Source organism: Paenibacillus sp. FSL R5-0810 (assembly GCF_038002285.1).
In the GTDB taxonomy this organism is placed as follows: Bacteria; Bacillota; Bacilli; order Paenibacillales; family Paenibacillaceae; genus Paenibacillus_AQ; species Paenibacillus_AQ lactis.
The window spans coordinates 5,177,550-5,203,337 of record NZ_JBBOCF010000001.1; the positions used below are offsets into that span (position 1 = coordinate 5,177,550).

Annotated in this window: 20 protein-coding genes and 1 pseudogene; 19 read left to right on the top strand and 2 right to left on the bottom strand. The window is 52.7% G+C overall.

From position 1 onward, the window contains the following. The first annotated feature begins 196 nt into the window (after positions 1-196). The 9 genes from MKX76_RS23020 (at position 197) to MKX76_RS23060 (ending at position 9,875) form a co-directional block, all read left to right on the top strand. Positions 197-1,195, top strand: a complete 999-nt coding sequence (locus tag MKX76_RS23020) for a D-alanyl-D-alanine carboxypeptidase family protein (RefSeq protein WP_007129206.1) — start codon at positions 197-199, stop codon at positions 1,193-1,195. A 215-nt stretch (positions 1,196-1,410) separates the two neighbouring features. Further along, a complete protein-coding gene (locus MKX76_RS23025; protein WP_007129205.1) occupies positions 1,411-2,397 on the top strand; it encodes an LCP family protein in 987 nt (328 codons plus the stop codon). Positions 2,398-2,639: 242 nt separating this feature from the next. Continuing rightward, on the top strand, positions 2,640-3,083 hold the full coding sequence (locus MKX76_RS23030; RefSeq protein WP_007129204.1) for a CBS domain-containing protein: 444 nt from the start codon (positions 2,640-2,642) through the stop codon (positions 3,081-3,083). A gap of 231 nt (positions 3,084-3,314) precedes the next feature. Next, positions 3,315-3,617, top strand: a complete 303-nt coding sequence (locus MKX76_RS23035) for a MazG-like family protein (RefSeq protein ID WP_028406241.1) — start codon at positions 3,315-3,317, stop codon at positions 3,615-3,617. After that, entirely contained in the window at positions 3,614-4,540 is a 927-nt protein-coding gene (locus tag MKX76_RS23040) for a YybS family protein (RefSeq protein WP_260842986.1), read from the top strand. The genes MKX76_RS23035 and MKX76_RS23040 overlap by 4 nt, the downstream gene beginning before the upstream one ends. 11 nt (positions 4,541-4,551) lie before the next feature. Beyond that, entirely contained in the window at positions 4,552-6,546 is a 1,995-nt protein-coding gene (locus tag MKX76_RS23045) for a DHH family phosphoesterase (RefSeq protein WP_341034658.1), read from the top strand. After that, positions 6,543-6,986, top strand: a complete 444-nt coding sequence (gene rplI, locus MKX76_RS23050; RefSeq protein ID WP_007129200.1) for a 50S ribosomal protein L9 — start codon at positions 6,543-6,545, stop codon at positions 6,984-6,986. Before MKX76_RS23045 ends, rplI begins: the two co-directional genes overlap by 4 nt. A 1-nt stretch (position 6,987) precedes the next feature. Further along, the gene (gene dnaB / locus MKX76_RS23055) at positions 6,988-8,352 is read left to right on the top strand and encodes a replicative DNA helicase (protein WP_007129199.1); all 1,365 of its coding nucleotides are present in this window, start codon (positions 6,988-6,990) and stop codon (positions 8,350-8,352) included. 236 nt (positions 8,353-8,588) lie between these two features. Continuing rightward, a complete protein-coding gene (locus tag MKX76_RS23060) occupies positions 8,589-9,875 on the top strand; it encodes an adenylosuccinate synthase (RefSeq protein ID WP_144870886.1) in 1,287 nt (428 codons plus the stop codon). Between the two features lie 477 nt (positions 9,876-10,352). On the opposite strand, the gene MKX76_RS23065 is transcribed toward MKX76_RS23060, so the two are convergent. Continuing rightward, positions 10,353-12,296, bottom strand: a complete 1,944-nt coding sequence (locus tag MKX76_RS23065; protein WP_341034659.1) for a glycosyltransferase — start codon at positions 12,294-12,296, stop codon at positions 10,353-10,355. A 324-nt stretch (positions 12,297-12,620) separates the two neighbouring features. On the opposite strand from MKX76_RS23065, the gene MKX76_RS23070 reads away from it, so the two are divergent. From MKX76_RS23070 to MKX76_RS23105, 8 genes and pseudogenes are all read left to right on the top strand, one after another. Continuing rightward, a complete protein-coding gene (locus tag MKX76_RS23070; RefSeq protein WP_210094165.1) occupies positions 12,621-13,322 on the top strand; it encodes a hypothetical protein in 702 nt (233 codons plus the stop codon). Positions 13,323-13,599: 277 nt separating this feature from the next. Next, complete coding sequence (locus tag MKX76_RS23075; RefSeq protein ID WP_210094164.1) at positions 13,600-15,171, top strand: peptidoglycan DD-metalloendopeptidase family protein; 1,572 nt, start codon at positions 13,600-13,602, stop codon at positions 15,169-15,171. Positions 15,172-16,523: 1,352 nt separating this feature from the next. Then, positions 16,524-17,255, top strand: a complete 732-nt coding sequence (gene yycF, locus MKX76_RS23080; RefSeq protein ID WP_251535891.1) for a response regulator YycF — start codon at positions 16,524-16,526, stop codon at positions 17,253-17,255. 74 nt (positions 17,256-17,329) lie between these two features. After that, a complete protein-coding gene (gene walK / locus MKX76_RS23085) occupies positions 17,330-19,084 on the top strand; it encodes a cell wall metabolism sensor histidine kinase WalK (RefSeq protein ID WP_387733780.1) in 1,755 nt (584 codons plus the stop codon). Then, positions 19,081-20,358 (top strand): YycH family regulatory protein, encoded by a 1,278-nt coding sequence (locus MKX76_RS23090; RefSeq protein WP_007129191.1) that lies wholly within the window; start codon positions 19,081-19,083, stop codon positions 20,356-20,358. Before walK ends, MKX76_RS23090 begins: the two co-directional genes overlap by 4 nt. Positions 20,359-20,406: 48 nt before the next feature. Further along, the gene (yycI, locus tag MKX76_RS23095; protein WP_007129190.1) at positions 20,407-21,156 is read left to right on the top strand and encodes a two-component system regulatory protein YycI; all 750 of its coding nucleotides are present in this window, start codon (positions 20,407-20,409) and stop codon (positions 21,154-21,156) included. 7 nt (positions 21,157-21,163) lie between these two features. Beyond that, the gene (locus MKX76_RS23100) at positions 21,164-21,967 is read left to right on the top strand and encodes an MBL fold metallo-hydrolase (RefSeq protein ID WP_007129189.1); all 804 of its coding nucleotides are present in this window, start codon (positions 21,164-21,166) and stop codon (positions 21,965-21,967) included. Between the two features lie 143 nt (positions 21,968-22,110). Continuing rightward, positions 22,111-22,206 (top strand): annotated as a pseudogene (locus MKX76_RS23105) (MBL fold metallo-hydrolase); the annotation flags it as partial. Between the two features lie 357 nt (positions 22,207-22,563). Here MKX76_RS23105 and MKX76_RS23110 read toward each other — a convergent pair. Then, on the bottom strand, positions 22,564-22,821 hold the full coding sequence (locus MKX76_RS23110) for an alpha/beta-type small acid-soluble spore protein (RefSeq protein WP_028406228.1): 258 nt from the start codon (positions 22,819-22,821) through the stop codon (positions 22,564-22,566). A gap of 802 nt (positions 22,822-23,623) precedes the next feature. On the opposite strand from MKX76_RS23110, the gene MKX76_RS23115 reads away from it, so the two are divergent. Beyond that, entirely contained in the window at positions 23,624-24,997 is a 1,374-nt protein-coding gene (locus tag MKX76_RS23115; RefSeq protein WP_007129187.1) for a S1C family serine protease, read from the top strand. Positions 24,998-25,502: 505 nt separating this feature from the next. Continuing rightward, positions 25,503-25,670, top strand: a complete 168-nt coding sequence (locus tag MKX76_RS23120) for a CxxH/CxxC protein (RefSeq protein WP_007129186.1) — start codon at positions 25,503-25,505, stop codon at positions 25,668-25,670. The last annotated feature ends 118 nt before the right edge of the window (positions 25,671-25,788 follow it).

Below are 25,788 nucleotides of genomic sequence, written 5' to 3' on the forward strand. Positions count from 1 at the left end.
TTTCCTAGGATTTGCTACCTAGGTTAAGCTCTTTCGCCGAGTTAGGGAGAATTGGGAGAGGGTTAGAAGAATAGAGACTGGGATAGAGAGAAGTACGGAAGTTCACGGAATATACATAAATTCCCTTAAATTTTTTTGAAAAAAACGCAGACCAAAACACCGTTTGAACCGTCTATTATTATGGAGGGCGAAATCGATGAATAAACGGTGGCTTTGGATTGGGTTCGTGTTGCTGATAATTGTGCCCCTCGTGGCCGTATTTATATTAAATATAGAACGGGTAGCGTTTAAACCGAGAGTTGACGCCAGAGCGGTCGTCTTGATGGATATCACGACAGGCCATATTTTGCTGAGCAAAAACGGGGATATGCCGCTGCCCCCTGCAAGCATGTCCAAGCTGATGACCGAGCTGGTCATTCTGGATGAAATCAAATCCGGAAGAAGAGCGTGGGACGATGAAGTCGTGATCAGCGACAATGCGGGTAATGTCCAGGGCATCAATATCGATTTGAAGCCTGGTGAGACCCTGACGGTGCGCGAGCTTTTTCAGAGCATGGCCGTTTATTCCGCTGATGACGCGGCCGTTGCGCTTGCGGAGCATGTGGCCGGCTCGGAGAAGGCCTTCGTTGATCGAATGAACACCAAGGCGAAAGAGATCGGATTGTCGAGCGAAACGAGATTTGCCAATGCTTCCGGTGCGGAGAGCGGTTCGAATCTCTCACAAGCGCTGTCACCAGACGATGAGACCATGATGACCGCCGTGGACACCGCGAAGCTTGCCGCCCATCTGATTGAGCATCATCCGGACATTTTGACCACCTCAAGCAAGGCGCAGATGAAGCTCAGTGGACGAGGATTATATTTAAGCAATACGAACTGGATGCTGCCTTCAATCGGCGGACCCTACTCGTATGAGGGAACCGACGGACTAAAGGCCGGATATACGCCTAAGGCGGGCTATTGCTTCACCGGAACGGCCGAAAAGCAGGGCAGCCGGCTTATTGCAGTCGTCATGGGAACTGATTCGAAGGAAGCCCGGTTCGAGGCGACGCGCAAGCTGTTTGACTATGGATTCAAAAAAACATTAACATGGAAAGAGCGGCTGGATGATTGGTTTCTCAATGCGGGAACAACGGCTGCTCTTTTGTATACACCGGGCAATTCTAAGGATTCACATCAATTGGCAAGTTTGTAAAAGTGAGTGAGAGGGTTCACATCCGACAGGGATGTGGTTTACAATAGATGGTGTGCCAATTCTGAACACGCATGATGTTGCCATGCGTCAACGGGATTCAATCCCGTTTATATAAGGAAGGGAGGGTGAGCCTAGCTGCTTTGGGAGCATACTGCCCCTGATTGGAACTGACTCATTCATCAATTTATTTTATAATAAAGAAGGAATCTAATCTCATGAAGAGGAAATCAATATATATCACACTGGCAGTTCTCATCCTCCTCGGATCGTCAGCCTACTTATTCCGTACCCAGCTTATCGTAGCTGCTTTCGATCTGTTTATGGCGAAGGACGTTGAGGACTCGCTGCAAAAGTCATATAAGCCGCTGCAAGGCGACAAAAAACCGGAGCCTGTCGTGCTCCAAAGCAAGCCTTTCTCGGTCATGCTGCTGGGCAGTGACCAGCGAGAGGACGAACCCGCGCGTTCGGACACGATGATCTACGCCGTGGTCCGTCCGAAAGAATCCAAGGTACTCCTTGTATCGATTCCGCGGGATACCTATGTCGATATTATCGGCAAGGGCAAGAAAGACAAGATCACCCATGCTTTTGCATTCGGCGGCCACCAGATGGCCAAAGATACGATGGAGGCATTTCTTGATGAAGATATCGACTACTATGCGTCGATTAACTTCCAAGGGTTGAAGGATGTCGTGGACGCCATGGGCGGCGTGGAGCTGCCGATCGGCAAAGATATCGTCAATAAGGGCAAGGACCACGAGAAGTTTACGGTCAAGGCGAACAAGCCGATTTACAGCGGTGAGGAAGCGCTGAACTACGTCCGTTACCGGGAGGACAGCGACTTCAACCGGGCTAAACGCCAGCAGGTATTTCTGGATATGGCCGCCAAGCGGCTGAAGCAGCCTGATCAGATTGGCAAGGTACCTGAACTGATCGCGATCATGGGTGACAACTTCCAGACGGATATGCAGCCCAAGTTCATTATTGATTTGGCGAAGCAAATGCTGACCGGGCCTAAAGTCGATATGACCAGCTTTACGATCATGGGAGAAGGCATGCGAATTGGAGGGGTCTATTACAACGATCCTGACATGGAGGATGTTGAAGAAGCTAGAGACATGATTGACAACTGGATGAACCCGGATACTCCATCCGACCAGCTGCTGAAGCCGAAGGATGCTGAGAAGCAAAAATTGCAGTAAACTATAGACCGGCATCGTCCGGAACGTTCCTAACACGCGTTTCTCACCATAATCAGCAGTCCGGATTGTCTGGCTGCTGATTTTGTGTCCTGATGCTTATGAATCGGGACACGGGTGGGCTGCGTATGTATGATAGTGGATAGGAGAGAGGAGTAACCTGCTTGTCCAACCAACATGGGCAAGGTTACTTAAATGGCCTTAATTCTGAGGGATGGGAAAGGTCATAAGGAGGATAAGGCATTATGAATATCGCGTTTTTTCTATTACCGAAACAGGAAGTGGTCTGCCTCACCCTGGATTCCACGCTAAGGCAAACGCTGGAGCGCATGGAATACCACCGTTATACGGCGGTACCGGTGCTGGATAAGAACGGCCAGTACGCAGGCACGGTGACGGAAGGCGATCTGCTCTGGCACATGAAGAATTCCGATGGCAAAATCACATTTGAGAACGCTTCAAAATTTCTGCTGAAGGACGTACCGTTCCGAATGGACATTAAGCCGGTATCCATCGATGCCAGGATGGAAGACTTAATCAATTTGGCAAAGGTGCAGAACTTTGTGCCGGTTGTGGATGACATGAACCGTTTTATCGGAATCGTGCGCAGGAGTCTTATTATCGAATACTGTGAGCGGTTTGTTTCAAAGGAGACGTTGGAGTCCCAAGGGGCTCGAACCTCGGTATAATTTAGGATAAGTGGCAGGGCGTGTAACCGCGGTGAATACGTAGGTATCACGCCCTATTTTTCATACACGGGAATATTAGAAGGATAATTGGAGACACAGAGAAGGGAGCAGATGACAAGCAGCTGCCGGAATCCCGGCAAGCCAAGGGCCGGGGGACTTTATGTGGGTGAATTTTATTTATGCTATAATGGAGAATAAAGCTGTTTTCGGGGAGAGATGGATATGCCAAATATGCCAAAGGACTTGGATGTAGCTAAACGCGCCAAAGTGATTGAATGGCTGAAAACCGAAGTCATTGACAATGTATCTCGGTTATTCAAAGCCCTATGGGAAGGCAGCACTACTAAAGTTGGAGATAGTTTGGTAAGCCTGATGATGAGCTCCTACATATTAGGCCGAAGGCTGGGTATGACCTATCGCGATTTGGACGATCTCCTGCTTGAGAAATTGAGGAAGCACAAGCAGGAAGGACATCAGCTTGAGGATTGGTACCAGGATATATCCGCACTCGAAGAACATTTGCGTAAGAGGTGAACATATTGAAATTACGCTGGACAACAGCGGCCTGGAGCATCATTTATTTGCTTCTGCTGCTCTCTCTACAAACCCCCTTTTCCATTGTGACGGCATTCCTTCTGGTTCTGCCGGTTGCGGTCCTGTTTACGGCATTAAATACACAATCGTTTATTCTTCATATTGCGCCTGTATGGTTGATCGCGCTGTTGATTCATCCGATTTTTCTCTTGTTCGCGGTTTACTTTGCGATTCCGGGGGTTGTGATGGGATATCTATACCGGAAAAGAAAGGCTGCCATGCAAGTATTAAAATTCGGCGTGGCCACGATGCTGGTGGAATTGCTGCTGCTGCTTATGATCAGTACGGCCTTCTTCCAGATGGACCTATCGGCGTATGTGGATGAAATCGTGAAGATGACAACTGCTCCGCTGACCGAGATGGGGGTTCAAGGCAATTTTGGCGGACAACTCGTCGGACCGGAACTTGATACGCAGCTGATCAAGGACAGAACGCTGCAGCTTGTTCCGTTCGCCATGATCATCAGCTCGTTCCTGATGACGGTGATCACGCACTCGCTGGCTCGTCCGACGCTTAACAGCATGGGACTGTCCGTGCCGAAATTGAAGCCTGCCAGAGAGTGGATGCTGCCGCGTTCGCTGATTTGGTACTACCTGATCATTTTCTTTATCAATATCGCAACGGTGAACTCGGATAATGCGTTCATGAAGACGATCGTGGCGAATGCGACGCCGCTGCTGCAAATATGCTTTATGATTCAGGCGCTGGGCTTCTTCTACTACCTGGCCCACATCCGGAAATGGCATCCGATTCTTCCGCTGCTCACGGCCATTCCGATCGTGCTGTTCCCGCCGGCTATCATCATCGGTATTCTGGATCTGGCGTTCCCGCTTCGTCAAGCGTTTAGTAAAAACAAAAGATAGGGTGATGAGTCATGCCTAAATTTCTGCAGAAACGCTGGCACGGCTATCACACCGTCTGGGCGTTTGCGCTGGTGCTTCTGCTTGTCATATTCCTGTCATTCTATAATACGATTCTAGGTCTGGTCGGGCTGCTGCTGGCTGTGATCGGCGGATACGCGATGCTAAAAGCGGAGATGAAATTCCGGCGGGAGCTCGTCGAGTATATTGGCGATCTATCGTTTCGCATTCGACGTGTAGAGGGAGAGGCCGTCAGCGTATTGCCGTTCGGAATCGTACTATACAGCGAGGATAAGACGGTGGAGTGGCATAATCAATTCGTTGTGAATATGTTTCCTCACCAGACGTTGGTCGGCGTATCCTTGGAGGATCTGCTTCCTCAGCTGGTGAAGGCGATCAAGGAGACGCGGGAGAAGAAGGAGGAGAACCAGCCTAAGGAGATTCGGCTCGAAATATCACATGAGGACAAGTTTTATGGGGCGACCGTCATTCCCGAAGAACGGCTGATCTATCTTGATGAGATTACCGAGCTGGTCGTTCTGCGTCAGCGGTATGAGGATGAGCGTCTGGCGCTAGGCATCATTATGATGGACAACATCGACGAGGCGTCCCAGGGCATGGATGACCAGCAGCGGACGGCGCTCATCGCGAAGGTGACCAGCGAAATTACCGACTGGGCCCGGGAATTCAACGTCTATCTGCGGCGGCTATCGTCGGATCGTTATTTGATGATGCTGAATCACCGATCACTTGATCTCTTGGAGAACAGTCGGTTCGTCATCCTCGATGAAGTGCGGGAGATGACTGCCGATCTGAAGGTGCCGCTTACGCTCAGCATCGGTCTTGCCTTCGGCTCCGATGATATTACCGAGCTCGGTCAGCTGGCCCAGTCCAGCCTTGATATGGCTCTGGGAAGGGGCGGCGATCAGGCAGCGGTGAAAGCGGGGCAGCGCCTGTCCTTCTACGGCGGCAAATCCAATGCCGTGGAGAAGCGGACACGGGTCCGCGCTCGCGTCATTTCCCATGCGCTGCGCGATCTGATGCAGGAGAGCGACCGCGTCATCGTGATGGGGCACAAGCTGCCCGACATGGACGTGATCGGGGCATCGGTCGGTATTCTAAAAGCCGCTCAGATGTATAAAGTGGACGCATATATCGTGTTGGAGGGGCTCAACCCGTCGATTGAGCGGATTATGGATGAGGTTCGCAAGGATGAGGCCTTGATCAGCCGCTTCATATCGACGGAGCATGCGATGCAGATGATGACCGAGCATACCCTGCTCGTTGTCGTGGATACGCATAAAGCGTCCATGACGATGGAGCCGCGGCTCGTGCAGCGGGCAAGCCGGGTGGTCGTGATGGATCACCATCGCCGGGGCGAGGAATTCATCAACGACGCGGTGCTGATCTACTTGGAGCCATATGCATCCTCCACCTGCGAGCTCGTTACGGAGGTGCTGCAGTATATTCATGACCGGGTATCGCTTACCCCTGTGGAGGCGACAGCGCTGTTAGCGGGTATAACGGTCGATACGAAGCACTTCGCCCTTCATACCGGATCCAGGACGTTTGAGGCGGCAGGCTTCCTGCGGCGGCATGGTGCGGACACGATGCTGATCCAACGGCTGCTCAAGGAAGATCTGACAGAATTTATCGCTAAGGCAGAAGTCGTAAAACATGCTAGAATGGTATATGATCACATCGCCATTGCGGTCGCGGAGAGCGGGGAGCCGATGCCGCAAATGCTGATCGCGCAGGTTGCCGATATGCTGCTGAATATGAACGATGTGCAAGCATCGTTTGTCATCAGCGAGCGCACAGACGGCAAGATCGGCATCAGCGCCCGATCGATGGGCAAGATGAATGTTCAAATGATTATGGAACGTCTCGGGGGAGGCGGACACTTAACCAACGCCGCCGTACAGCTGGACTCGACGCTGGAAGAAGCCGAGGAGCAGCTGATGGAAGTGTTGGAGGACATTGAAGCGAAAGAGGGGTTATTCGAATGAAAGTAATTTTTATAAAGGATATGAAAGGCCAAGGCAAGAAAGGCGAAGTGAAGGAAGTATCGGAAGGTTATGCAACAAACTTCTTGTTCCCGCGCGGGGTTGCTCGTCCGGCAACGGAGGGCAATATGAAGACGCTGGAGCAGCAGCAGGCTTCCGAACAGAAGCGTAAGGCTCAAGAGAAGGAAGAGGCTCAAGTGCTCGGCAAGAAGCTGGAAGAGATGACGGTTGTGCTGAAAGCGAAGGCAGGCGAAGGCGGCCGCCTCTTCGGCGCGATTACGAGCAAGCAGATTGCCGAAGCGCTGGCTGGACAGAAGATTAAGATCGACAAGCGAAAAATCGAGCTGGGTGAACCGATTCGAACTCTGGGCGTGACGCAGGTACCGGTGAAGCTGCACCCGGATGTGAAGGTAACGCTTAAGGTTCAAATTACGGAGGAATAACATGGGAGGAGAACTCTATTTCGATCGGGTCCCCCCGCAGAACCTCGAAGCCGAACAGGCGGTGCTGGGGGCCATTCTGCTGCAGAGCGAAGCGCTGATTACGGCGATGGAGCGGGTGCAGACCGAGGACTTCTACGACAAAACGCACCAGATGATCTACGAAGTGATGGTGCAGCTCGGAGAAGAGAATCAGCCGATCGATCTGGTGACCCTCACCTCCCGTCTTCAGGATAAAGGACAGCTGGAGGAAATCGGCGGCGTCAGTTATTTAGCGAAGCTGGCGCATGCGGTTCCGACGGCGGCGAACGTGGATTACTACGCGCAGATCATCGAAGAGAAATCGATGCTTCGGCGGTTGATCCGAACAGCGACGCAGATCGTGAGCGAAGGCTATACCGGCGGGGAAGATGTAGCCGGCATGCTGAGCGAGGCGGAGCGCCGCATTCTCGAAATTTCCAACCGGCGCACGGGCAGCGGGTTCATTGCGATCCGGGATGTGCTGATGGAAGTGTTCGAGAAGGTGGAGGTTCTACATCAGAACCGGGGGAGCACGACGGGAATACCGTCCGGCTTCGTTGATCTCGATAAAATGACGAGCGGCTTTCAGCGCAGTGACCTTATTATCGTAGCGGCGCGCCCATCCGTAGGTAAAACGGCGTTCGCCCTGAATATCGCGCAGAATGTAGCGATTCGGGCGAAGGAGACGGTCGCGATCTTTAGTCTCGAGATGTCCGCGCCGCAGCTGGTTCAGCGTATGATCTGCGCCGAGGCGAACCTCGACGCAGGCGTCATGCGGACCGGTGATTTTAAAGGCGATGAGGACTGGTCCAAGCTGACGATGGGGATCGCCGCGCTGTCGGAAGCGGAAATTTATATCGATGATACGCCTGGGGTTACGGTTGCCGATATCCGGGCGAAGTGCCGGCGCCTGAAGAAAGAGAAGGGGCTCGGGATGATTCTGATTGACTACCTGCAGCTCATTCACGGGCGCGGTAAGCCGGGCGAGAACCGGCAGCAGGAAGTATCCGAGATTTCCCGTACGCTCAAGCAGATTGCGCGGGAGCTGGAAGTGCCGGTAATCGCGTTGTCCCAGCTGAGCCGGGGCGTCGAGCAGCGTCAGGACAAGCGTCCGATGATGAGTGACCTTCGGGAATCCGGTTCGATCGAGCAGGATGCCGATATCGTTGCGTTCTTGTACCGGGATGATTATTACAATCAGGAGACGGAGAAGAAGAACATCATCGAGATCATTATTGCCAAGCAGCGTAACGGCCCGGTCGGCACGGTCGAGCTGGTGTTCTTGAAGAACTTCAACAAATTCGTCAATTACGAGCGTACGCATGCCGATGCTTTTGCCGCGGGATAGCCAATTATATACGAATATATTCGGGAATCATCTGTAGTTCTCGTCCTAATTCCGAACAATCGTACTGCATAGTGTACGATTGTTCGTTTTTTATTTGACTTTAAAAATAAGGACTGTTACACTGGTATTGCTGCCTTTTGTGCAGTTGAGGATATGAAACATGCTTCAAGACGATGTATTTCATAAAGGGTTTGACGAAATAATAAGGGTGCTAATGCCCGGGCGGAGGAATGAATATGTCAACGGTAGTCGTTGTGGGAACACAATGGGGAGATGAAGGGAAAGGGAAAATCACGGATTATTTGGCGGAAAGCGCCGACGTGGTGGCCCGTTACCAAGGCGGCAACAATGCCGGTCACACCATTCTGATTGACGGTAAAAAGTTCAAGCTCAGCTTGATTCCATCCGGAGTATTTTATAAAGATAAAACCTGTGTAATCGGAAACGGCATGGTCGTAAATCCGGCTGCACTGATTGAAGAGATTAACTATATTCACGATAATGGATTCAGCACGGACAATTTGGTCATCAGCGACCGGGCGCATGTCATCATGCCGTACCATATGGTGCTGGATGCTCTGGAAGAGGACCGGAAGGGCCCGAACAAGATCGGTACAACCCGCAAAGGGATCGGTCCTTGCTACATGGATAAAGCAGCGCGCAACGGAATCCGGATCTCGGATCTGATGGATCCCGAGGAGTTCGAGCTGAAGCTTCGCCATATGGTGAAGGAGAAGAATCAGGTGATCACGCAAGTGTACGGCGGCGAGGAGCTTGATGTCGAGGAGATTTTGACGAAGTACCTGGAGTATGCCGAATTCATTCGTCCATACGTCCGCGATACGTCGGTCGTGCTGAATGATGCGATTGATGAAAATAAGAAGGTGCTGTTCGAAGGCGCACAGGGCGTTATGCTGGATATCGACCAAGGCACCTATCCGTTCGTTACTTCGTCCAACCCTTCGGCCGGCGGCGTATGCATCGGCTCGGGTGTAGGCCCATCCAAGATCCAGCAGGTTATCGGAGTAGCGAAATCGTACACGACCCGTGTCGGCGATGGACCATTCCCAACCGAGCTGAACAATGAGATCGGCGACTATATCCGGGAAAAAGGCCATGAATACGGTACTGTTACGGGCCGTGCCCGCCGCGTCGGCTGGTTCGACAGCGTCGTGGTCCGCCATGCCCGCCGCGTCAGCGGAATCACCGGCCTGTCGCTGAACTCGCTTGATGTGCTGAGCGGACTCGAGACCGTTAAGATCTGCACAGCCTACAAATACCGTGGCGAGGAGATCAAGCACTATCCGTCCAGCCTTAAAATGCTGGCCGAATGTGAAGCGATCTATGAGGAGCTGCCAGGCTGGAGCGAGGATATCACCGGTGCGAAGACGCTGGAGGACCTTCCGGAGAATACCCGTCGTTATGTGGAGCGGGTATCGGAGCTGACCGGCATTCCGATTGCGATTTTCTCGGTAGGCCGCAACCGGGAGCAGACGAATCAAGTGCTGCCGATCTACGAATAATGCTGTAGAGGATGGAATTGTTCCAAAATATAGAGACGGAAAACGTCATCCGTTAGACCTGTGAAGCCTGCTCCGGGGTGTGAGAACCCGGCAGGCTTTTTATTTTGGGGGCGATGGGGAAGAAGTATAAGATTATTCCCCTCCGTCCGAAAAAATTATCCCTCGACCGCAAAGATTTCAACCCTATAATGGAGTTAGAAATAAAGAGCATGACGCTGGGTTTGGAATTGGGGCTAAGACAGCGAACCGCACGGCAGGATAGCTATGATCACAGAGGGGAAGAAGCCATACGCTTCTTAACAAGGCGTACGGCCTTATGGGAGAGCCGGGAATGCTATTCCTGGCAGCATAAAGACCGGAATCATCCGAAAGCGTTACATGCGGATGATTCCGGTCTTTTAACGTGCGTACCCTATTATGGCAGCCATTGCTGAATCCCTTCCATAGATTATATAGATCGGGGAACGAAAGTTAACCTCAATGAGGAATGATGCCTGATACCAATAAACGGTAGAGTGCCTGATACCGATTAAGGAACGCTTCGCGTCCGTAATAAGTCTCTATTTTCTGACGGGCGGCAGCGCTCATTCGCTCTCTCCATTCAGAATGGTCCAGGAGGTACATAAGCTGCTGGGCGTAATCCAGCTCCTCTGCTTCGGAACGCCCGATGAGAATGCCGTCATGGTGCTGGTGAATCAAATCCATCCATCCCCGGACAGCGAAGGCTATGACGGGCACCCCGGCTGCCATCGCTTCCAAGCCGCTAATCGGAAGTCCTTCACTTGGTGAGGTGGACGCCATGACATCCGTAAACTTCAGAATCTGATGCACGTCTCCGCGCGCACCAAGGACAATGATTTTGGACGACAGGGACCCGATGGCTTCGATTACCTGCTGCTTCAACGGACCTTCCCCAACGATTAGAAACCGGTAGCGATCCGCGGAATCGGCAGCGATCATTTGTTTGGCGATGGAAATGAATTTTAACGGGTCCTTGTCGATATTTAGTCTGGCGATGTAGGAGACGACCTTCTTATCCAGCGGGATGTTAAAGCCTTGTTTTAATATGGCATATTCCTCGGCAGTACCGGGGCGATATAAATTCGTATTGATCCCGTTTGGCAGCAGGCAGATTTTCTCGGGATTGATATGGAACAGGCTCGTCAAGGTGTCCTTCATTGACTGTCTGCACACGTTATAGCAATCAATCCAAGGATCGAACTGAACGGAATGCCTTACATGATCCCAGGGCAATTCAGGAACATAGGCGTGAAGCAGGGCAATGGTTTTAAGATGAGGAAATCTCGCTTTCAAGCCAGGCAGTATATTGTAGCCGACTTCGCTGTTGTTGTTATGGAGAATCTGTATGCCCCTAGTTTCGATCAGGTAATGGATGATGGCCTCCATTTGCTCCGGCAGCTCGCAAATCGAAGGGAGCAGAAAGATTTCATCGGTACATTGGTCATATCTCTGGTAAAGCGGGCTTTCCTCCCGTATGGTCGTGACCAGTGTAATGTGATACTGATCTCTGGGCATGGCCTCCAACAGATCCAGAAAGAAGGTCTCCGCCCCGCCGATAATGAGCCAAGGCATGATGATCATAATTTTAATTTTGTCGTCAGCCGGTTTGGTCACCATATAGTTATCTGACTGAATGTTCCAATTTGCCGATATCGCAGACGATTGCCTCATGCTGTACTCTAGCTGTCCGGCATCGAGCATGCTGTAGGCCCGGTGGTGTTTTCTCCGAAGATGTTCGCGAAGCTCATTCTGGCGGGGAAACTGTCTGACGGATTCGGTTTCGCCATGTCTGCGGTAGAAGAACAGCAATTCAGGAATACAGAATCCTCCCCAACCGAGACTGGTCAGCTGGATCCAGAAGTCCCAATCCTCGTAGCCTTTGCCTTGTTCGTCAAATCCGCCCGATCCCTCCCATGCGGCACGCCGAAACATTGAATTCCCCACGACTATATTATCTCTGAGCAGCTGGGCCAAGGAGAAGGGGGGGAGGATCCAAGTCCAATTCTCCTGATCAAATGCCTGAAGATAACAAGTAACGAAACCGACATGAGGGCGGGTATCCAATACGAGCGCCCCCTTCTCCAGCAGCGTATGGTGGATTCGGTCATCGGCATCAAGGCGAAAAATATACTTCCCCCTTGCCTCCCGTATCCCCCGATTTAACGCTGCCGGGATTCCTTTATTCTCTTGTCGAATGACTTTCGTCTTTGGCTTCTTCATGGTTCGGAACAACTCTACGGTATAAGGGTCTGTGGAACCGTCATCGACAACAATAATCTCGATATTTTGAATCGTGGAGGCGAGGCATGAGTCAATCGCTTCCTCGAGATAAACCCCATAGTTATAACATGCGATAACCACGGATACCAGCGGCTCGCTCTCTTGAGAATGTATAAACATGCGTCTAATGTGCCTCCTCTCACTTTGAGATGACAATGCACCACTCTCATTCCGGCTTACTGGCAGACGGACATCGTTCGGCTCTAGCATCTCATGCAACTGGTACTTTATCGTATGCAGGTCCGGCATAGGGGGCATAGGTGATCATATCAACATGCCGTAATTATGCGAATGCACGGGGTGGATATCCCTGCAATATAGCAATTCTCAATAGAAAATATGAAAGCTTTGAGGTTGAAGGGAACGATAAGCGTCAATACTGGAAAAAGAAGACAGCCATCATTACGCCGTCTTATGGCATGCGGAAGGAAGGAGGAGAGGCGGATGAATCTGATGAAATGGCTGCTGAAGGTCAGCCTGACGGCAATCCTTGTCAGCACATTGACGATTGTGACCACGGGAATCGTTGTGAACGCTTATATTCAGTCGATCCTGTCCAGCCTTAATATTCAGCTTGAGGCTCAGCCTCTAGGAGTCGGAGGCATCATGAAGACGATGCTTGGCTTTGGCGCGGGTGCCGACACCGGAACTGGTACGACGCCAGCCACTTCGGAAACTGTGAATGTGACGAATGCCAATCAAACTTCACCAGACTCCGTGCGAAGCGATGACAAGGAGCCTGGTGCAGACGAGGCAGATGCGGAGACTAACGGGACGCAGGAGGCTGAAGAAACGGATGCAGGCACGGGGGAAACGGAAGGGACGTCCTCCGAGCAGGGGGCTCCGGATGGATCGCTGCCGGTGATGGGCAGCTCCGCGGCCGATTCGGAAACGGCGCCAGAGGACGACCAGATTGTCATGACTCCTGGCGATATTGTAGACCGCAAAGGCAGTCTGCCGCTTGAGGACAAGGAGGAAATCTTTACATTGCTGATGAATAAGCTTCCCCAATCGGAAATGCAGAAAATATCGGAAGCTATGGAGGATGGCTTGACGGAGGCCGAACTCGCGGAGATCGAGGAGGGCATCACCCAATACTTGAGTGAAGCTGAGTACGACAAACTAATCTCGCTGCTCCAGGAATAGAGCAAGGCCAAGAGCTGAGATGCGCCTGGTCACTATTTTGTCACAAATTGCAAGCCGTTTAATATTGGAAGACGTGTGAAAACCCGCATGTGATGCGGGTTTTTTGATGTTTTGGCAAACTTGAAATGAGCTTAACGGCTATGTTAAAGTATACAAAGATCAAAAAGGTTAAAATTTTGATACCTTTTGACAGGTGATGACATTTTTCAAACGAGCAGTCAACATGTTCAGATGATATGCAGTGATTACATATGAACAAGGCTAGAAGGAGAGGGACATGAAGGGTTTCAAGGGGATACGGTGGGTCGAAGGTTTGCTTCGTCGACAGCAAGCGGATCGCTCCGCCCTACACAACAATTCAACAGACGAGTCCGAGCTGCCTTCTCATCCGGAATCTACTGGACGGGCCGTTCCGCGCAAGTGGATTTGGATGTCGGCAGGGGCTCTACTCCTAGCAGGATCGATATATACCGGCAGCAAGGCTTATGTGAACGCCAATACCATTCCGTTCTATCATGTATATGTAAACGGTCAAGCGATCGGCGCGATTGCCGATGACGCCGAGCTGGACCGGCTGTTTGAAGAGAAGCGACAGGAATTTCAGAAGAAATACCCGGATGTGCTGATGGTTTTGCATACCGATGGGATTACGACGAAAGCGGATCGCTCCTTTAAGCCGGAAATTAACAGCGAGGAAACGCTGAACAAGCTGGACGGCATGCTGAAGGCATACGCTCGGGGCGTCGAGCTGAAGGTGGACGGCAAGACTGTTGCGATCGTCAAGGACCAGGAGACGGCAAGGGCTGCGATTGAGGCTGCCAAGCTGAAATTTGCGCCGGACGCGGATGCGGGGAAGACCAAGACGCAGCAGGTTGCTTTTAAGAAGGTCTCTGCTCAAGCTTCTACCAAGAATAAAGAAGACGCAGAGCTGGAGTCCGTCCAGATCAAGGAAGAGATTACCGTGGCCGGCACGAAAGCCGATCCGAACAAGGTCTTGGATGTGGAGGACGCCGTGAAGGTGCTGACCGGAGCGAAGGACAAGCCGGTGACCTACACGGTGAAAGAAGGGGATACGATTTCCTCGATTGCCAAGCAGTACGGGATGAAATCGTCGGAGGTTATGGCCTTGAATCCGGGGCTTGAGGAAAAATACATGCAGATTGGAGCCGAGCTGCAGCTTACCCAGCCGGAAGCGCTGCTCACGGTGCGGACGGTCGAGACGGTTACCGAGAAGCAGCCGAGCAAGCCGGAGACGATCGTTCGCAAGAGCGACCAGCTTCCTCTCGGGAAGCGTAAGGTTGTCCGCCCTGGGCGAGACGGTGTCAAAACCGTGAGTTACGTGGTCACGAAGGAGAACGGCAGGGTGGTCTCCAAGCTGTGGACCGGGCAAGAGGTGGTTCAGGAGGCGCTGCCGGAGGTTGTTTATAAAGGCACGAAGGTGGAACGCAAAGCGGCTGCACCGAAGGTGAGCAAAAAAACGTCGAGCAGCAAGCAGTTCGCCTGGCCGGTGAGCGGAGCTCGCATCACGAGCTCCTTCGGACATCGCTGGGGACGGAGCCATGAGGGCATCGACGTTGTCGGCGGCAGCACCATTATGGCCGCGGCCTCCGGTCGGGTTGTCTTCTCCGGCCAGCAGAGCGGGTACGGCAATGTGGTCATTGTGGACCACGGCAACGGCTACCGTACCCTGTACGGCCACATGAGCCGGATCTCCGTCAGCAACGGCCAGTCCATCAGCCAAGGCCAGAAGCTTGGCGTGATGGGCAATACCGGTCGTTCGACCGGAACCCATCTCCATTTTGAAATTCAAAAAAATGGAGTTGCCCAAAACCCGATGAAATATTTATAAATCTGTGTTATACTATCGTTACTAGTGACGACATAAGCCATTATTGGTTTTATATATCATAATGATGAAGATGGCCGCTCCTTTACGGGGGCGGTCATTTTCTTCGTTTGCATCTGCTTGGATGGGGGATGGGGATGTGGGAGGCAGAACGGGAAATATCTTTGCAGTTTAGTGGCATGGGGTGTCCTTCTCCATCGCTGTTGAATTCGGAAAATTGGAACTAATAATCCCTGATGAGATTTTCCGAATTCAAAGGCGAGCGCTCCGCTTTCCGAATGCCACCCCAAGCTGAGTATGAAGGGTTTCCCTTATCTGCAAAGTCCATCCCCAATCCCGTGGAGGCCGATGCTGCCGAAGAGGTGGCCGCTCCCCGTGAACCGGAGCGGGCCATGGAGGCGAGGGTGTGGGAGGCAGAGCGGGAAATATCTTTGCAGTTTAGTGGCATGGGGTGTCCTTCTCCATCGCTGTTGAATTCGGACAATTTGGAACTAATAATCCCTGATGGGATTTTCCGAATTCAAAGGCGAGCGCTCCGCTTTCCGAATGCCACCCCAAGCTGAGTATGAAGGGTTTCCCTTATCTGCAAAGTCCATCCCCATTCCCGTGGAGGCCGATGCTGCCGAAGAGGTGGCCGCTCCCCGTGAATCGGAGCGGGCCATGGAGGCGGGGGGTGTGGGAGGCAGAGCGGGAAATATCTTTGCAGTCTTGTGGCATGGGGTGTCCTTCTCCATCGCTGTTGAATTCGGAAAATTTGGAACTAATAATCCCTGATGAGATTTTCCGAATTCAAAGCGAGCGCTCCGCTTTCCGAATGCCACCCCAAGCTGAGTATGAAGGGTTTCCCTTATCTGCAAAGTCCATCCCATTCTCGTGGAAGCCGACGCTGCCGAAGAGGTGGCCGCTCCCCTTGAACCGGAGCGGGCCATGAAGGCGAGGGTGTGGGAGGCAGAGCGGGAAATATCTTTGCAGTCTAGTGGCATGGGGTGTCCTTCTCCATCGCTGTTGAATTCGGAAAATTGGAACTACTAATCCCTGATGAGATTTTCCGAATTCAAAGGCGAGCGCTCCGCTTTCCGAATGCCACCCCAAGCTGAGTATGAAGGGTTTCCCTTATCTGCAAAGTCCATCCCCATTCCCGTGGAGGCCGATGCTGCCGAAGAGGTGGCCGCTCCCCGTGAATCGGAGCGGTCCATGGAGGCGGGGGTGTGGGAGGCGGAGTGGAAGCTGGAGCAAAGGAGCGAGTGCTGCATGCATGGGTGTCCTTTGCCCCGGCGGAATGGGTGTGTCTAGGCGGCAGGTGTGTTAAAATGAAAAGAAGACCGTTCAAGTGAAGGTATGAGGTGAACAGGAAGATGCAGGGAACCATTCTGGTGGTGGATGACGAACAGCCCATCGCCGATATTTTGAAATTTAACCTGGAAAAAGAGGGCTATGAGGTCATTTGCGCCTTTGACGGCATCAGTGCGGTCGACATCGCGCTGACTCGGCGCCCGGATCTGATGCTGCTTGATCTGATGCTGCCCGGTAAAGATGGGATGGACGTATGCCGCGAGGTGCGTGCCGCCAACCTGCAGATCCCGATCATCATGCTGACGGCTAAGGACGGAGAGATCGACAAGGTGCTCGGGCTTGAGCTTGGGGCGGACGACTACGTGACGAAGCCGTTCAGCACAAGAGAACTGCTGGCCCGGGTGAAGGCGCAGATGCGCCGACAGCAAAAGCCTGACAGCACGGCCGATCAAACGGGCGGTACCGGCGCGGGCGGACAAGGCCTGCGGTTGTTCGATCTGTTTATTGATACGGATATGTATATGGTATATAAGGGCGGCGAGGCCCTTGATTTGACGCACCGCGAGTATGAGCTGGTGTATTATTTGGCGCGCAATGCCGGCAAAGTGATGACCCGGGAGCATTTGCTGCAAGCGGTATGGGGCTTTGAGTATTTCGGGGATGTACGCACGGTGGATGTGACCATTCGCCGATTGCGGGAGAAGATTGAAGAGAATCCGAGCAAGCCGGAATATATTTTAACCCGGCGCGGTCTCGGCTACCTGATGCGAAGCCTTAAAAACGGAGGCCTCTAATGAAGTGGCTCTCCTTCTTCCGCACGATTCAGGCGAAGGTGATCATCATCTACGTGCTGCTCATTCTGATCGCGATGCAGCTGATCGGGGTGTATTTCGTCAGTGCGATGAAGACGTCCCTGACCAGCAACTTTACGAAGGATTTGCAGGAGCGTGCGGAGCTGATGTCGGTGCTGGCCGCCAAAACCCTTGGCGGCGAGAACGAATCGGAGGAGGATCCCGTGGAAAGCCTGCGCGTCATGGTGAACAATCTGTTCAATCTGAGCGGGGCCGAGATCCAGGTGCTGGATTCGACGGGACGGGTATTGACGACCTCACTGCCTTCCCACGCCGATTATGAGGGCACGAAAAACACGCAGACTGTCGTAAGCCGGGCTTTGCAGGGAATCCAGGACAACGAGGAATACATTATTGACGATGACAATATCCGCAAAAAAGTCGTCGCCAAGCCCGTCATGTATAACGACAAGATCGTAGGCGCGATCTATATCGTTGCGAGCATGAGCGAGCTGTACAATACAATGCAGCGGATTAACAATATTTTTATATCCGGGATTCTCCTGGCGCTGGGCTTAACGGCCGTGCTGGGGGTTATCCTGTCGCATACGATCACGCACCCGATCAAGGAGCTGACGAAGCATGCGCGCGCGGTCGCCGACGGCCGGTTTACCGAGAAAACGCCGGTATTCGGCAGCGACGAGATCGGCCAGCTCAGCCAGGCGTTCAACTATATGACGAGCCGCCTGCGCGAAGCGCTGTCCCAGAACGAAGAGGAGAAGGAGAAGCTTGCTTCGATCCTCACCAACATGAGCGACGGCGTCATTGCCACGGATGAAGCGGGCCGGGTGATCCTGATGAACCGCCGCGCCGGTGAGATGCTGGGCGTGGAAGGCGAGGAGCTGGCTGGACGCGATATCGGGTCGCTCCTTGGCTTGGAGGAAGCGGAATCCGAGGCGCTGGCACGCGGGGAGCATCATGACTCCAAGCTGCTGGAGATCGCGCCGCGCGAAGGCGGAGAGCCGTTCATGGTGCGGGTTACCTTTACGCCGATCCATCGGCGGGAGATCGGGATTACGGGCACCATTGCCGTGCTTCAGGACGTAACGGAGCAGGAGAAGCTTGAGGCTTCGCGGCGGGAGTTCGTGGCGAATGTGTCGCATGAGCTGCGCACGCCGCTGACCACGATCAAAAGCTATACCGAAGCGCTTGAAGACGGGGCGCTGGAGGACAAGCAGATGGGGCCGCGCTTTGTCGGCGTCATCCAGAACGAGACCGGGCGGATGATCCGCCTCGTCACCGACCTGCTTCACCTGTCGCGGCTCGATTCCAAGGAAGCGGCGCTTCATAAGGAGCCGACGGATATCGTGGAGATGCTGGAGGATGTCGAGGACCGGTTCTCTTTTCAAATGAAACAGAAGCATATCCGCACCATTATCGATATCAAGCCAGGCGTGTCAGCAGCGATGCTGGACCGGGACGGTATCGACCAAGTGCTTGACAACCTGATCTCCAACGCCCTGAAATATACGCCCGACGGGGGTTCCATCACCATGGAGGCAAGCATCACAGAGGACGGCATGCTGTCCTTATCCGTGAAAGATACCGGGATCGGCATTCCGAAGAAGGATCTGGATCGCATCTTCGAACGGTTTTACCGGGTGGACAAGGCTCGAAGCCGCAATTTGGGGGGCACCGGTCTTGGCCTGTCCATTGCCCGGGAAATTGTTAGAGCCCACGGGGGCTCAATCACCCTTCAGTCGGAGCTGGAGAAAGGTACAACCGTGACCTTTACCTTGCCCCTGAATGACGAGGGGAGGTCAACGCCGTGAAGGAACGATTAAAGACTTTACTGCTGGTCGTGCTGGTCCTTGGCAGTCTCGTGCAGAGCTACGTGCTGATCTACCGCCTGCCGGGCAGCGATTCCGTCGTTCAATCGAAGGATTCCTACATCCGAACCGAGGAGATGGGGCCGGAGGAGAAGCCGGAGAATCTCTTGTATCCCGACAAAATGATCATTCATCTCGGTGAGGACAAGCATACGATCTTTTATCCGAACGATACGTTCTACAATCTGGTGTACAACCGGCTGAAGGGCCGGACCTTCGACAATTTCCAGCGCCGGATGGTAGGCAATATCGACTGGAACAAGGTTCGATCCGAGAACCGAGGCATTGAGCTAAGCTTTGATTCAGGCATCCCGGTAACACTTCTGCAGCGCGTGATGCAGATCGTGCCCGATTCGCTGTTTAGTGGAGAGAGCATCAACAAAATGTGGCTGTACAGCGTTCCGGGCGAGGCGAAGGTTCATGTCATGTTTTTCAGCACCAAGGGAGATGTCGTTTACGAAGCCGTCCAGGCGGACTTGACCGTTCAGGACGTTGATCAGCTGGTCGATTTCGGGTTCAATTGGACGCCATACACCATGGTTAATGGCAGATATTATGTGCCGAACAAGAAGCTGAATATGGTCAGCACCGAGCTGCCGATCGGCGTGTATACGATTGAGCAGATGCAGCGCAGCCTGTTCTTTGACCCTAGCATCACCCGCAATATTCGGGAAAAAGACGGCTCCGAAATTTATACCGACAGCAAGCGCAGCCTGCAGGTGGATCAGGGGCAGCATTGGATCAGCTATACCGACCCGGCTGCGCCGCCGTCGGGAGAGAGCAGTCCGGGCAAGGATGTGCTGTCTGCGATTGATTTTGTCAACCAGCATGGAGGGTGGAACGGAATCTACCGGCTCAGTAAAGCTAGTGAATCTGAGGAGCGCACGCTGGTGAAATTCCAGCAGTACTACGGAGGCTATCCGATTCTCAATACGTCAGGCTTCCAGTACGGCGTGATGGAGCTAGATCTGCAGCAAGGCACGGTGACGTCGTATGAACGTTCGCTGCTTTATCTGGAATCGCCGGCGCTGAGCAAGCAGATGGTGACCCTGTCGGGAGGCGAGGAGCTCCAAGCGAAGCTGGATACGATCGCAGAGGAATCCCGGATTCAGAATTTGGAGCCGGCATATCTGCCGATCATTACAGGAGAAGGGCTGTTGCTTAAACCGGTATGGGCCGTCGAGCTTCAGAACGGAAGTGTGCGCACGCTGGAGTAACGGGTAAAGCAGATTGTGTTGGAATTACGAGAACAAGGAGGGACCGTCATGGATTGGGGCCGGGCTAAAAATGTTTTGATCTACGCCTTTTTGCTGCTGAATCTGGTGCTGGGCTATCAGCTGTGGATCGACTATCGGGAGCAGGCCGGCTCCAGTCTGGACTTTACCTCGCTCTCGGAAAGCACGCAGCAGATCATGGAGAAGAACGGGATTCAGGTGCAGAGTCCGATTCCGTCGGAAACGCCGCAGCTGCCCAAAATCAATTATATCTACAGCGCCGAAATGCAGAAGGAGCCGGTGGAGCTCGAAGAGCCGGTAGATACGAAGCTCATTTACGCCGATGAGAAGGAGCTGCGCAGTGTTCTGCAAGGGACTATACCGAATCTCGGAAACTATCGTCATGATCAGCCCTCGGATCAAGAGCATGTATTTGTGTTCCGGCCGCTGGTGCTGAAGGAATGGCCGCTGTTTAATGTGGAGCTGGAGTTTATCCATGAGTCGCAGAAGATTTATGCGTATCGTGAGCCGGTGTTTGAAATATTGCCGACGGACGGGGCGGAAGAGCAGAAGGTGCTCCCGGCATCCAAAGCGCTGGAGACCTTGATTGAGCGTAATTTCATACCGCGGGATACGGCGGTGAGGGACATACAGCTCGGTTATTACGGTCAGCTGTTCAATACGGAGGACCAGCTGGCGGCGCCGACATGGCGGTTCACGCTGGATAACGGCGAAATGATCTATGTACAGGGAATTAGTGGGGATGTGCTCACACCCAAAAGCGATACGGCAAAGGAGTAACAGAATTATGGGGATATCTTTTTCCGTGCTGTCGAGCGGCTCGACGGGCAATGCGACCATTGTCCGCAACGAGGATACGACACTGCTGATTGATGCGGGCTTAAGTGCCCGGCGCATCGATGAGCTGCTCAAGGAACGTGATATGATGGGAGAAGAAATCGACGGTATTTTGGTAACGCATGAGCATTCCGACCATATTAAAGGACTCGGGGCCGTCGCGCGCAAATACAATCTGCCGATCTATGCCAATGAGAAGACCTGGGAAGCGATGAGCAAATCGCTCGGAAAGATTGCCGAAGAGAACCGGATTGTGCTGGAGAGTCATGAGGTGAAGGATTTTGGGACGCTGCGGGTCGAGCCGTTCGAAATTTCCCATGACGCTGCGGCACCGGTCGGTTACTGCTTCTATGACGGCGATGAGAAGCTTGGTGTTGCGACAGACCTTGGGTATGTGAGCGATAAAGTGAAAAAAGCGCTGGACGGGTCGGACGTGCTGGTGCTGGAGGCGAATCACGATATCGAAATGCTGCGGATGGGACGCTACCCATGGAACACGAAGCGCCGGATTCTCGGCGATATGGGCCATTTGTCCAACAATTCGGCCGGAGAGGCGCTGAGCGAGCTGCTGACAGGCGATACGAAGCGGGCCTATCTGGCGCATCTCAGCTTGGATCATAACATGATGGATCTGGCCAAAATGACCGTGCGCGATACGATGGAGGACCGCGGCTGCTTCTTCAAGGACAGCGAGTTTAAGCTGTGCGACACCTATTATGACCGCTCGACCCCCTGGGATAAGGTCAGCGATTAGTAGGGCCTGTGCTGGCACAGGAACTGCGCGAACCGCTGGGACAGTGGGTGTGTTGGTATGTGCAGTGATTCGTTTCCCGTATATGCAGCGGCAGGCGGGTATAGTTGCATTGTGGCGGCATATACTGAATGGTCAGCTATTGAAACATGAAGGAGCTGGTCCAAATGATCGTGCGCGATACGATGATAAACCGCGGCTGCTTCTTCAAGGACAGTGAGTTTAAGCTGTGCGACACCTAGTTATGAATTAAAAAAACGTTGGAAATCAGTATAATCGAGAGAATAGGCGAAAATATGCACACAAGAAAGGGCTGCTTCCGTCACGTGGATCGTGACAGAGGCAGCCTGTTTGCTCTTTTACCCCTAAGTGAAAAAGATGCAGCAACGGCGTTATCGCCATAAGCCGCCATAAGCTATGCCTGCGTCGCATGCGTTAAGGGGCCCAGCTGCACACCGCGAAGCGCCGAGCGCTAACCCCTAGCGAGTGTGCAAGGAACGGCATGGAAGCATGATGAGGCATTCTCCCGGGCCGTGCAACATTCGGAAGCCATGGAGTGCTTTTGTGCTTTTATCCATAGCAGGCAACTAAGAACGTTCTTACGGCTTACTTAAACTCTCTTGTGCCATCCGGATCATTTCCCGGACCATCGAGCCGCCGATAGCGCCTCCGACTTTCCCGGCCTGCTCGGTGGTCAGATTGCCGTTGCCTTCAGGCTTGAGCGGGACGCCAAGCGTCTTTGCAACCTCATACTTCACTTCCTGCTGCGGGTTGACCTGGTAGCCCTCATTCCGCATGACGTCGTTCATGAACTGCTGCATTTCTGGACTGCGGCGCCGTCTTGATCTTCTAGCCATATTCGATCACCTCCTTTTCGTGAACCATCATCACGACGCGTTCTTAACATCCCCGCCTTATGGCGGACGCATGCGCAAGCAGCAGCTCGATCACCTTGAAGACAACGGGCAGCCTCAGCGAAAAACTCGGAACCTTGGGGCGAAAATAGCGTAATACCTTATTGTGTGTGTTAGGAGAAGCGTGGCTGCAGCATCATGCCTGAGGTATGTGAACGGAATTCCAAAAATATTTCCATCAATTTGACAATTGTTTTTACAAAAGACAGCTAACTTTAAACGTGACTGATGTGGTACAATAGGAGCACTAAAGAACATGCTCATGACAGCTGTTGGTATTTGGTACAATGTGCATCTTTGGAATGCACTGGATTGGGTTGTTCACGATGGATGGAGCAGGCGGATTGCCGGCTGTTTCATAAAATTACATGGAGTTCGCGCTTGGAGCCGCCCTGTTTGTGGTAATAGAAGGATACAGGGTTTTTTTTGAACCATATGGGTACCAATACATACCTTTTCTGGATGAAGATTCATAGTTTCCTGTCGGAACGTTCAGGCAGGGTTCGTATAAATGGTACAAATCGAAAGAGTATGGCCGAGACCTGCAACTTTTTGGCCTTCTCAAGAGTTATTACTATAGAGAGATTTATTGGCGTGGGCATGCGTTGGAAGAAAGATCTGATACACGATGCAGGGCGGATTGTTATGGCGACAGAATGAATGCGGAGTCGGTCGGTAATGGCGATGGTCTTTAAGCGGATATCGTATCTTGACGTGCAGCGACAAGGGGAGAGAGGGATCGCGAATGGGATTGTTTGACGATGATTTTTATTCAACCAAAGTATCCAGGAAGAGCAAAAATGCCAGCGAGGACCGATCTGCGCGAACCAAGTGGCGAACGAAGTGGCGGACCAGCCGCCGGAGCAGAGGGCTGTCCACCTTCCAAATCTCCGCGATCAGCTCGGTATGCAGCGCATTGATTGCCGTGATGCTGTTCAGCTTCATTACCGGCCATCCTGCCTCCACATCCCGGGTCTCCTTGGTGAACGGCGGACATCAGCTGTCCTCGACGGAAGGGGACCCTTATGAGCGGATTATTCAAGCAGCCGAGAAGGTGCGTCCTGCTGTCGTAAGCGTGCTGACGCATAAAGAGACCGTGCTGCCGGAAGAGGAGGATCTTGAGAGCGAGGAGGAAGTCTTGCCTGAAGACGAAGAGGGATTGGAGCTTCCGGAGGGATTTGATTTCGGAGAGGAATTCGATTTCGGGGATGAATTCGGTGATTTCGGCGAATCTCAGGAGGATGCGCTGGGATCCGGTGTTATTTTCAAGAAGCTTGAAGGCAAGGCTTACATCATCACGAATAATCATGTTGTAGAAAATGCCGATTCCTTCGAGGTCGTTACCGTGACCGGCGAGAAGAAGCAAGCGACGCTTGTCGGCACCGATCGCGTGAGCGATATTGCGGTGCTCTCGATTGACGCCAAAGGCATTGGCGATGTAGCCGAGTTCGGCGACTCCTCCAAGCTGCGGCTGGGAGAGACCGTCATTGCGATCGGGAACCCGCTTGGGCTGGGAGATACGCTGACCTCCGGCATCGTCAGTTATACGAACCGGATCATTCCGGTCTCGCTCAATCAGGACGGAAATTACGATTGGGAGCAGGAAGTCATTCAGACCGATGCCGCCATCAATGAGGGCAACAGCGGCGGTGCGCTGGTCGATCTCAATGGCCGGGTGATCGGCATTAATACGATGAAAATCGCGGATACCGGTGTGGAAGGCCTTGGATTCGCCATTCCGGTGAACGAGATTACCGAGGTTGTTAAGGAGCTTATGCTGAAGGGCTACATCGCGCGTCCATACCTGGGTGTCTATACGGTGGATTTGGGCAATCCCTATGCGCCGCTGAGCAAGAAAGAGAAGGAGAATCTGAAGCTGCCGAAGAGCGTAACCGAGGGTGTGGTCGTACTGGATGCCCTGGGACCTGCCAAGGATGCGGGCCTTCAGCTGAACGACGTCATCGTCAAGCTGGATGGCAAGCCGATTAAGACCACCCTGGAGCTGCGCAAGCATCTGTACCGCAACACCAAGGTTGGTGGTGAGCTGGATGTAACATTCTACAGGGATGGGAAGCTGCAGTCGCTCAAGGTGAAGCTGGAAGAGAAGCCGGAGGAATAAGCTTCGGCTAGGCTTTAGACGAAAGAGATATGAAAAAGGTTGAGCGTCAGTCACTTGGCGGACTAAAGAGAGAGCGTGCATAAGCACGCTCTCTTGCTGTTTTACTGGGATTGAGGCAATGAGGCAATCCCTAGCGGTAATTTAGCGTCATATGGGGATAGGCGGCCTCCCCGTCGGCATACCTTGTCCCGAACATTGGTCTGATCAACTCCTTGCAGACATTTCGCCCTCTTCCACGAGTATGGATTCATGGAGGCTGCACGTAGAGGACGGGCCTCTTTGAGCGTGGTATTGTCCCAGAATAACGAATGATCCATTGTCCAGTAGGAAGATCTTGGGGGAATATCAAGCCTGGAAGCGAGGCAGAATACATTGGAAGCCCGGATGCGGGGGTAATTCGGGCAAAAGCATTTCTTTTTCCCGCAGAGTGTGGTAGAACAGAAGAGTGGCTATACGGTTTGATAGAAACGCGGGCTCATAGGCGATAACAGAAAGGATGCATAGAATGTACGTCGTATGCAAAGAACATGTGGAACTGGCAATCGAAAATTTCGTGGATGAGTATGAGGATGCTCCAGATATCGTGGATTTGAAGGAGACGGAGTTTTCGGACTGGGACCCGCCAGTGAAGTGCGCGGAGTGCGAGAAGCATGCTGAATTTTTAATTGTATAACGTCAATATTTTAATTCAATAAATAATGCGAATGAGAAAGCGTGATGATTTCACGCTTTTTTTGTTTAAGAGATCATGAAGGCAATCGAAGCAGCGAAGCTTTGGTAGACAGTCCTCC

Bases quoted from the DNA above. Each gene is read 5' to 3' on its own strand.
- MKX76_RS23020 (WP_007129206.1), top strand. From the start codon at position 197: ATGAATAAACGGTGGCTTTGGATTGGGTTCGTGTTGCTGATAATTGTG.
- MKX76_RS23025 (WP_007129205.1), top strand. From the start codon at position 1,411: ATGAAGAGGAAATCAATATATATCACACTGGCAGTTCTCATCCTCCTC.
- MKX76_RS23030 (WP_007129204.1), top strand. From the start codon at position 2,640: ATGAATATCGCGTTTTTTCTATTACCGAAACAGGAAGTGGTCTGCCTC.
- MKX76_RS23035 (WP_028406241.1), top strand. From the start codon at position 3,315: ATGCCAAAGGACTTGGATGTAGCTAAACGCGCCAAAGTGATTGAATGG.
- MKX76_RS23045 (WP_341034658.1), top strand. From the start codon at position 4,552: ATGCCTAAATTTCTGCAGAAACGCTGGCACGGCTATCACACCGTCTGG.
- rplI (WP_007129200.1), top strand. From the start codon at position 6,543: ATGAAAGTAATTTTTATAAAGGATATGAAAGGCCAAGGCAAGAAAGGC.
- dnaB (WP_007129199.1), top strand. From the start codon at position 6,988: ATGGGAGGAGAACTCTATTTCGATCGGGTCCCCCCGCAGAACCTCGAA.
- MKX76_RS23060 (WP_144870886.1), top strand. From the start codon at position 8,589: ATGTCAACGGTAGTCGTTGTGGGAACACAATGGGGAGATGAAGGGAAA.
- MKX76_RS23065 (WP_341034659.1), bottom strand. From the start codon at position 12,296: ATGTTTATACATTCTCAAGAGAGCGAGCCGCTGGTATCCGTGGTTATC.
- MKX76_RS23070 (WP_210094165.1), top strand. From the start codon at position 12,621: ATGAATCTGATGAAATGGCTGCTGAAGGTCAGCCTGACGGCAATCCTT.
- MKX76_RS23075 (WP_210094164.1), top strand. From the start codon at position 13,600: ATGAAGGGTTTCAAGGGGATACGGTGGGTCGAAGGTTTGCTTCGTCGA.
- yycF (WP_251535891.1), top strand. From the start codon at position 16,524: ATGCAGGGAACCATTCTGGTGGTGGATGACGAACAGCCCATCGCCGAT.
- walK (WP_387733780.1), top strand. From the start codon at position 17,330: ATGCAGCTGATCGGGGTGTATTTCGTCAGTGCGATGAAGACGTCCCTG.
- yycI (WP_007129190.1), top strand. From the start codon at position 20,407: ATGGATTGGGGCCGGGCTAAAAATGTTTTGATCTACGCCTTTTTGCTG.
- MKX76_RS23100 (WP_007129189.1), top strand. From the start codon at position 21,164: ATGGGGATATCTTTTTCCGTGCTGTCGAGCGGCTCGACGGGCAATGCG.
- MKX76_RS23110 (WP_028406228.1), bottom strand. From the start codon at position 22,821: ATGGCTAGAAGATCAAGACGGCGCCGCAGTCCAGAAATGCAGCAGTTC.
- MKX76_RS23115 (WP_007129187.1), top strand. From the start codon at position 23,624: ATGGGATTGTTTGACGATGATTTTTATTCAACCAAAGTATCCAGGAAG.
- MKX76_RS23120 (WP_007129186.1), top strand. From the start codon at position 25,503: ATGTACGTCGTATGCAAAGAACATGTGGAACTGGCAATCGAAAATTTC.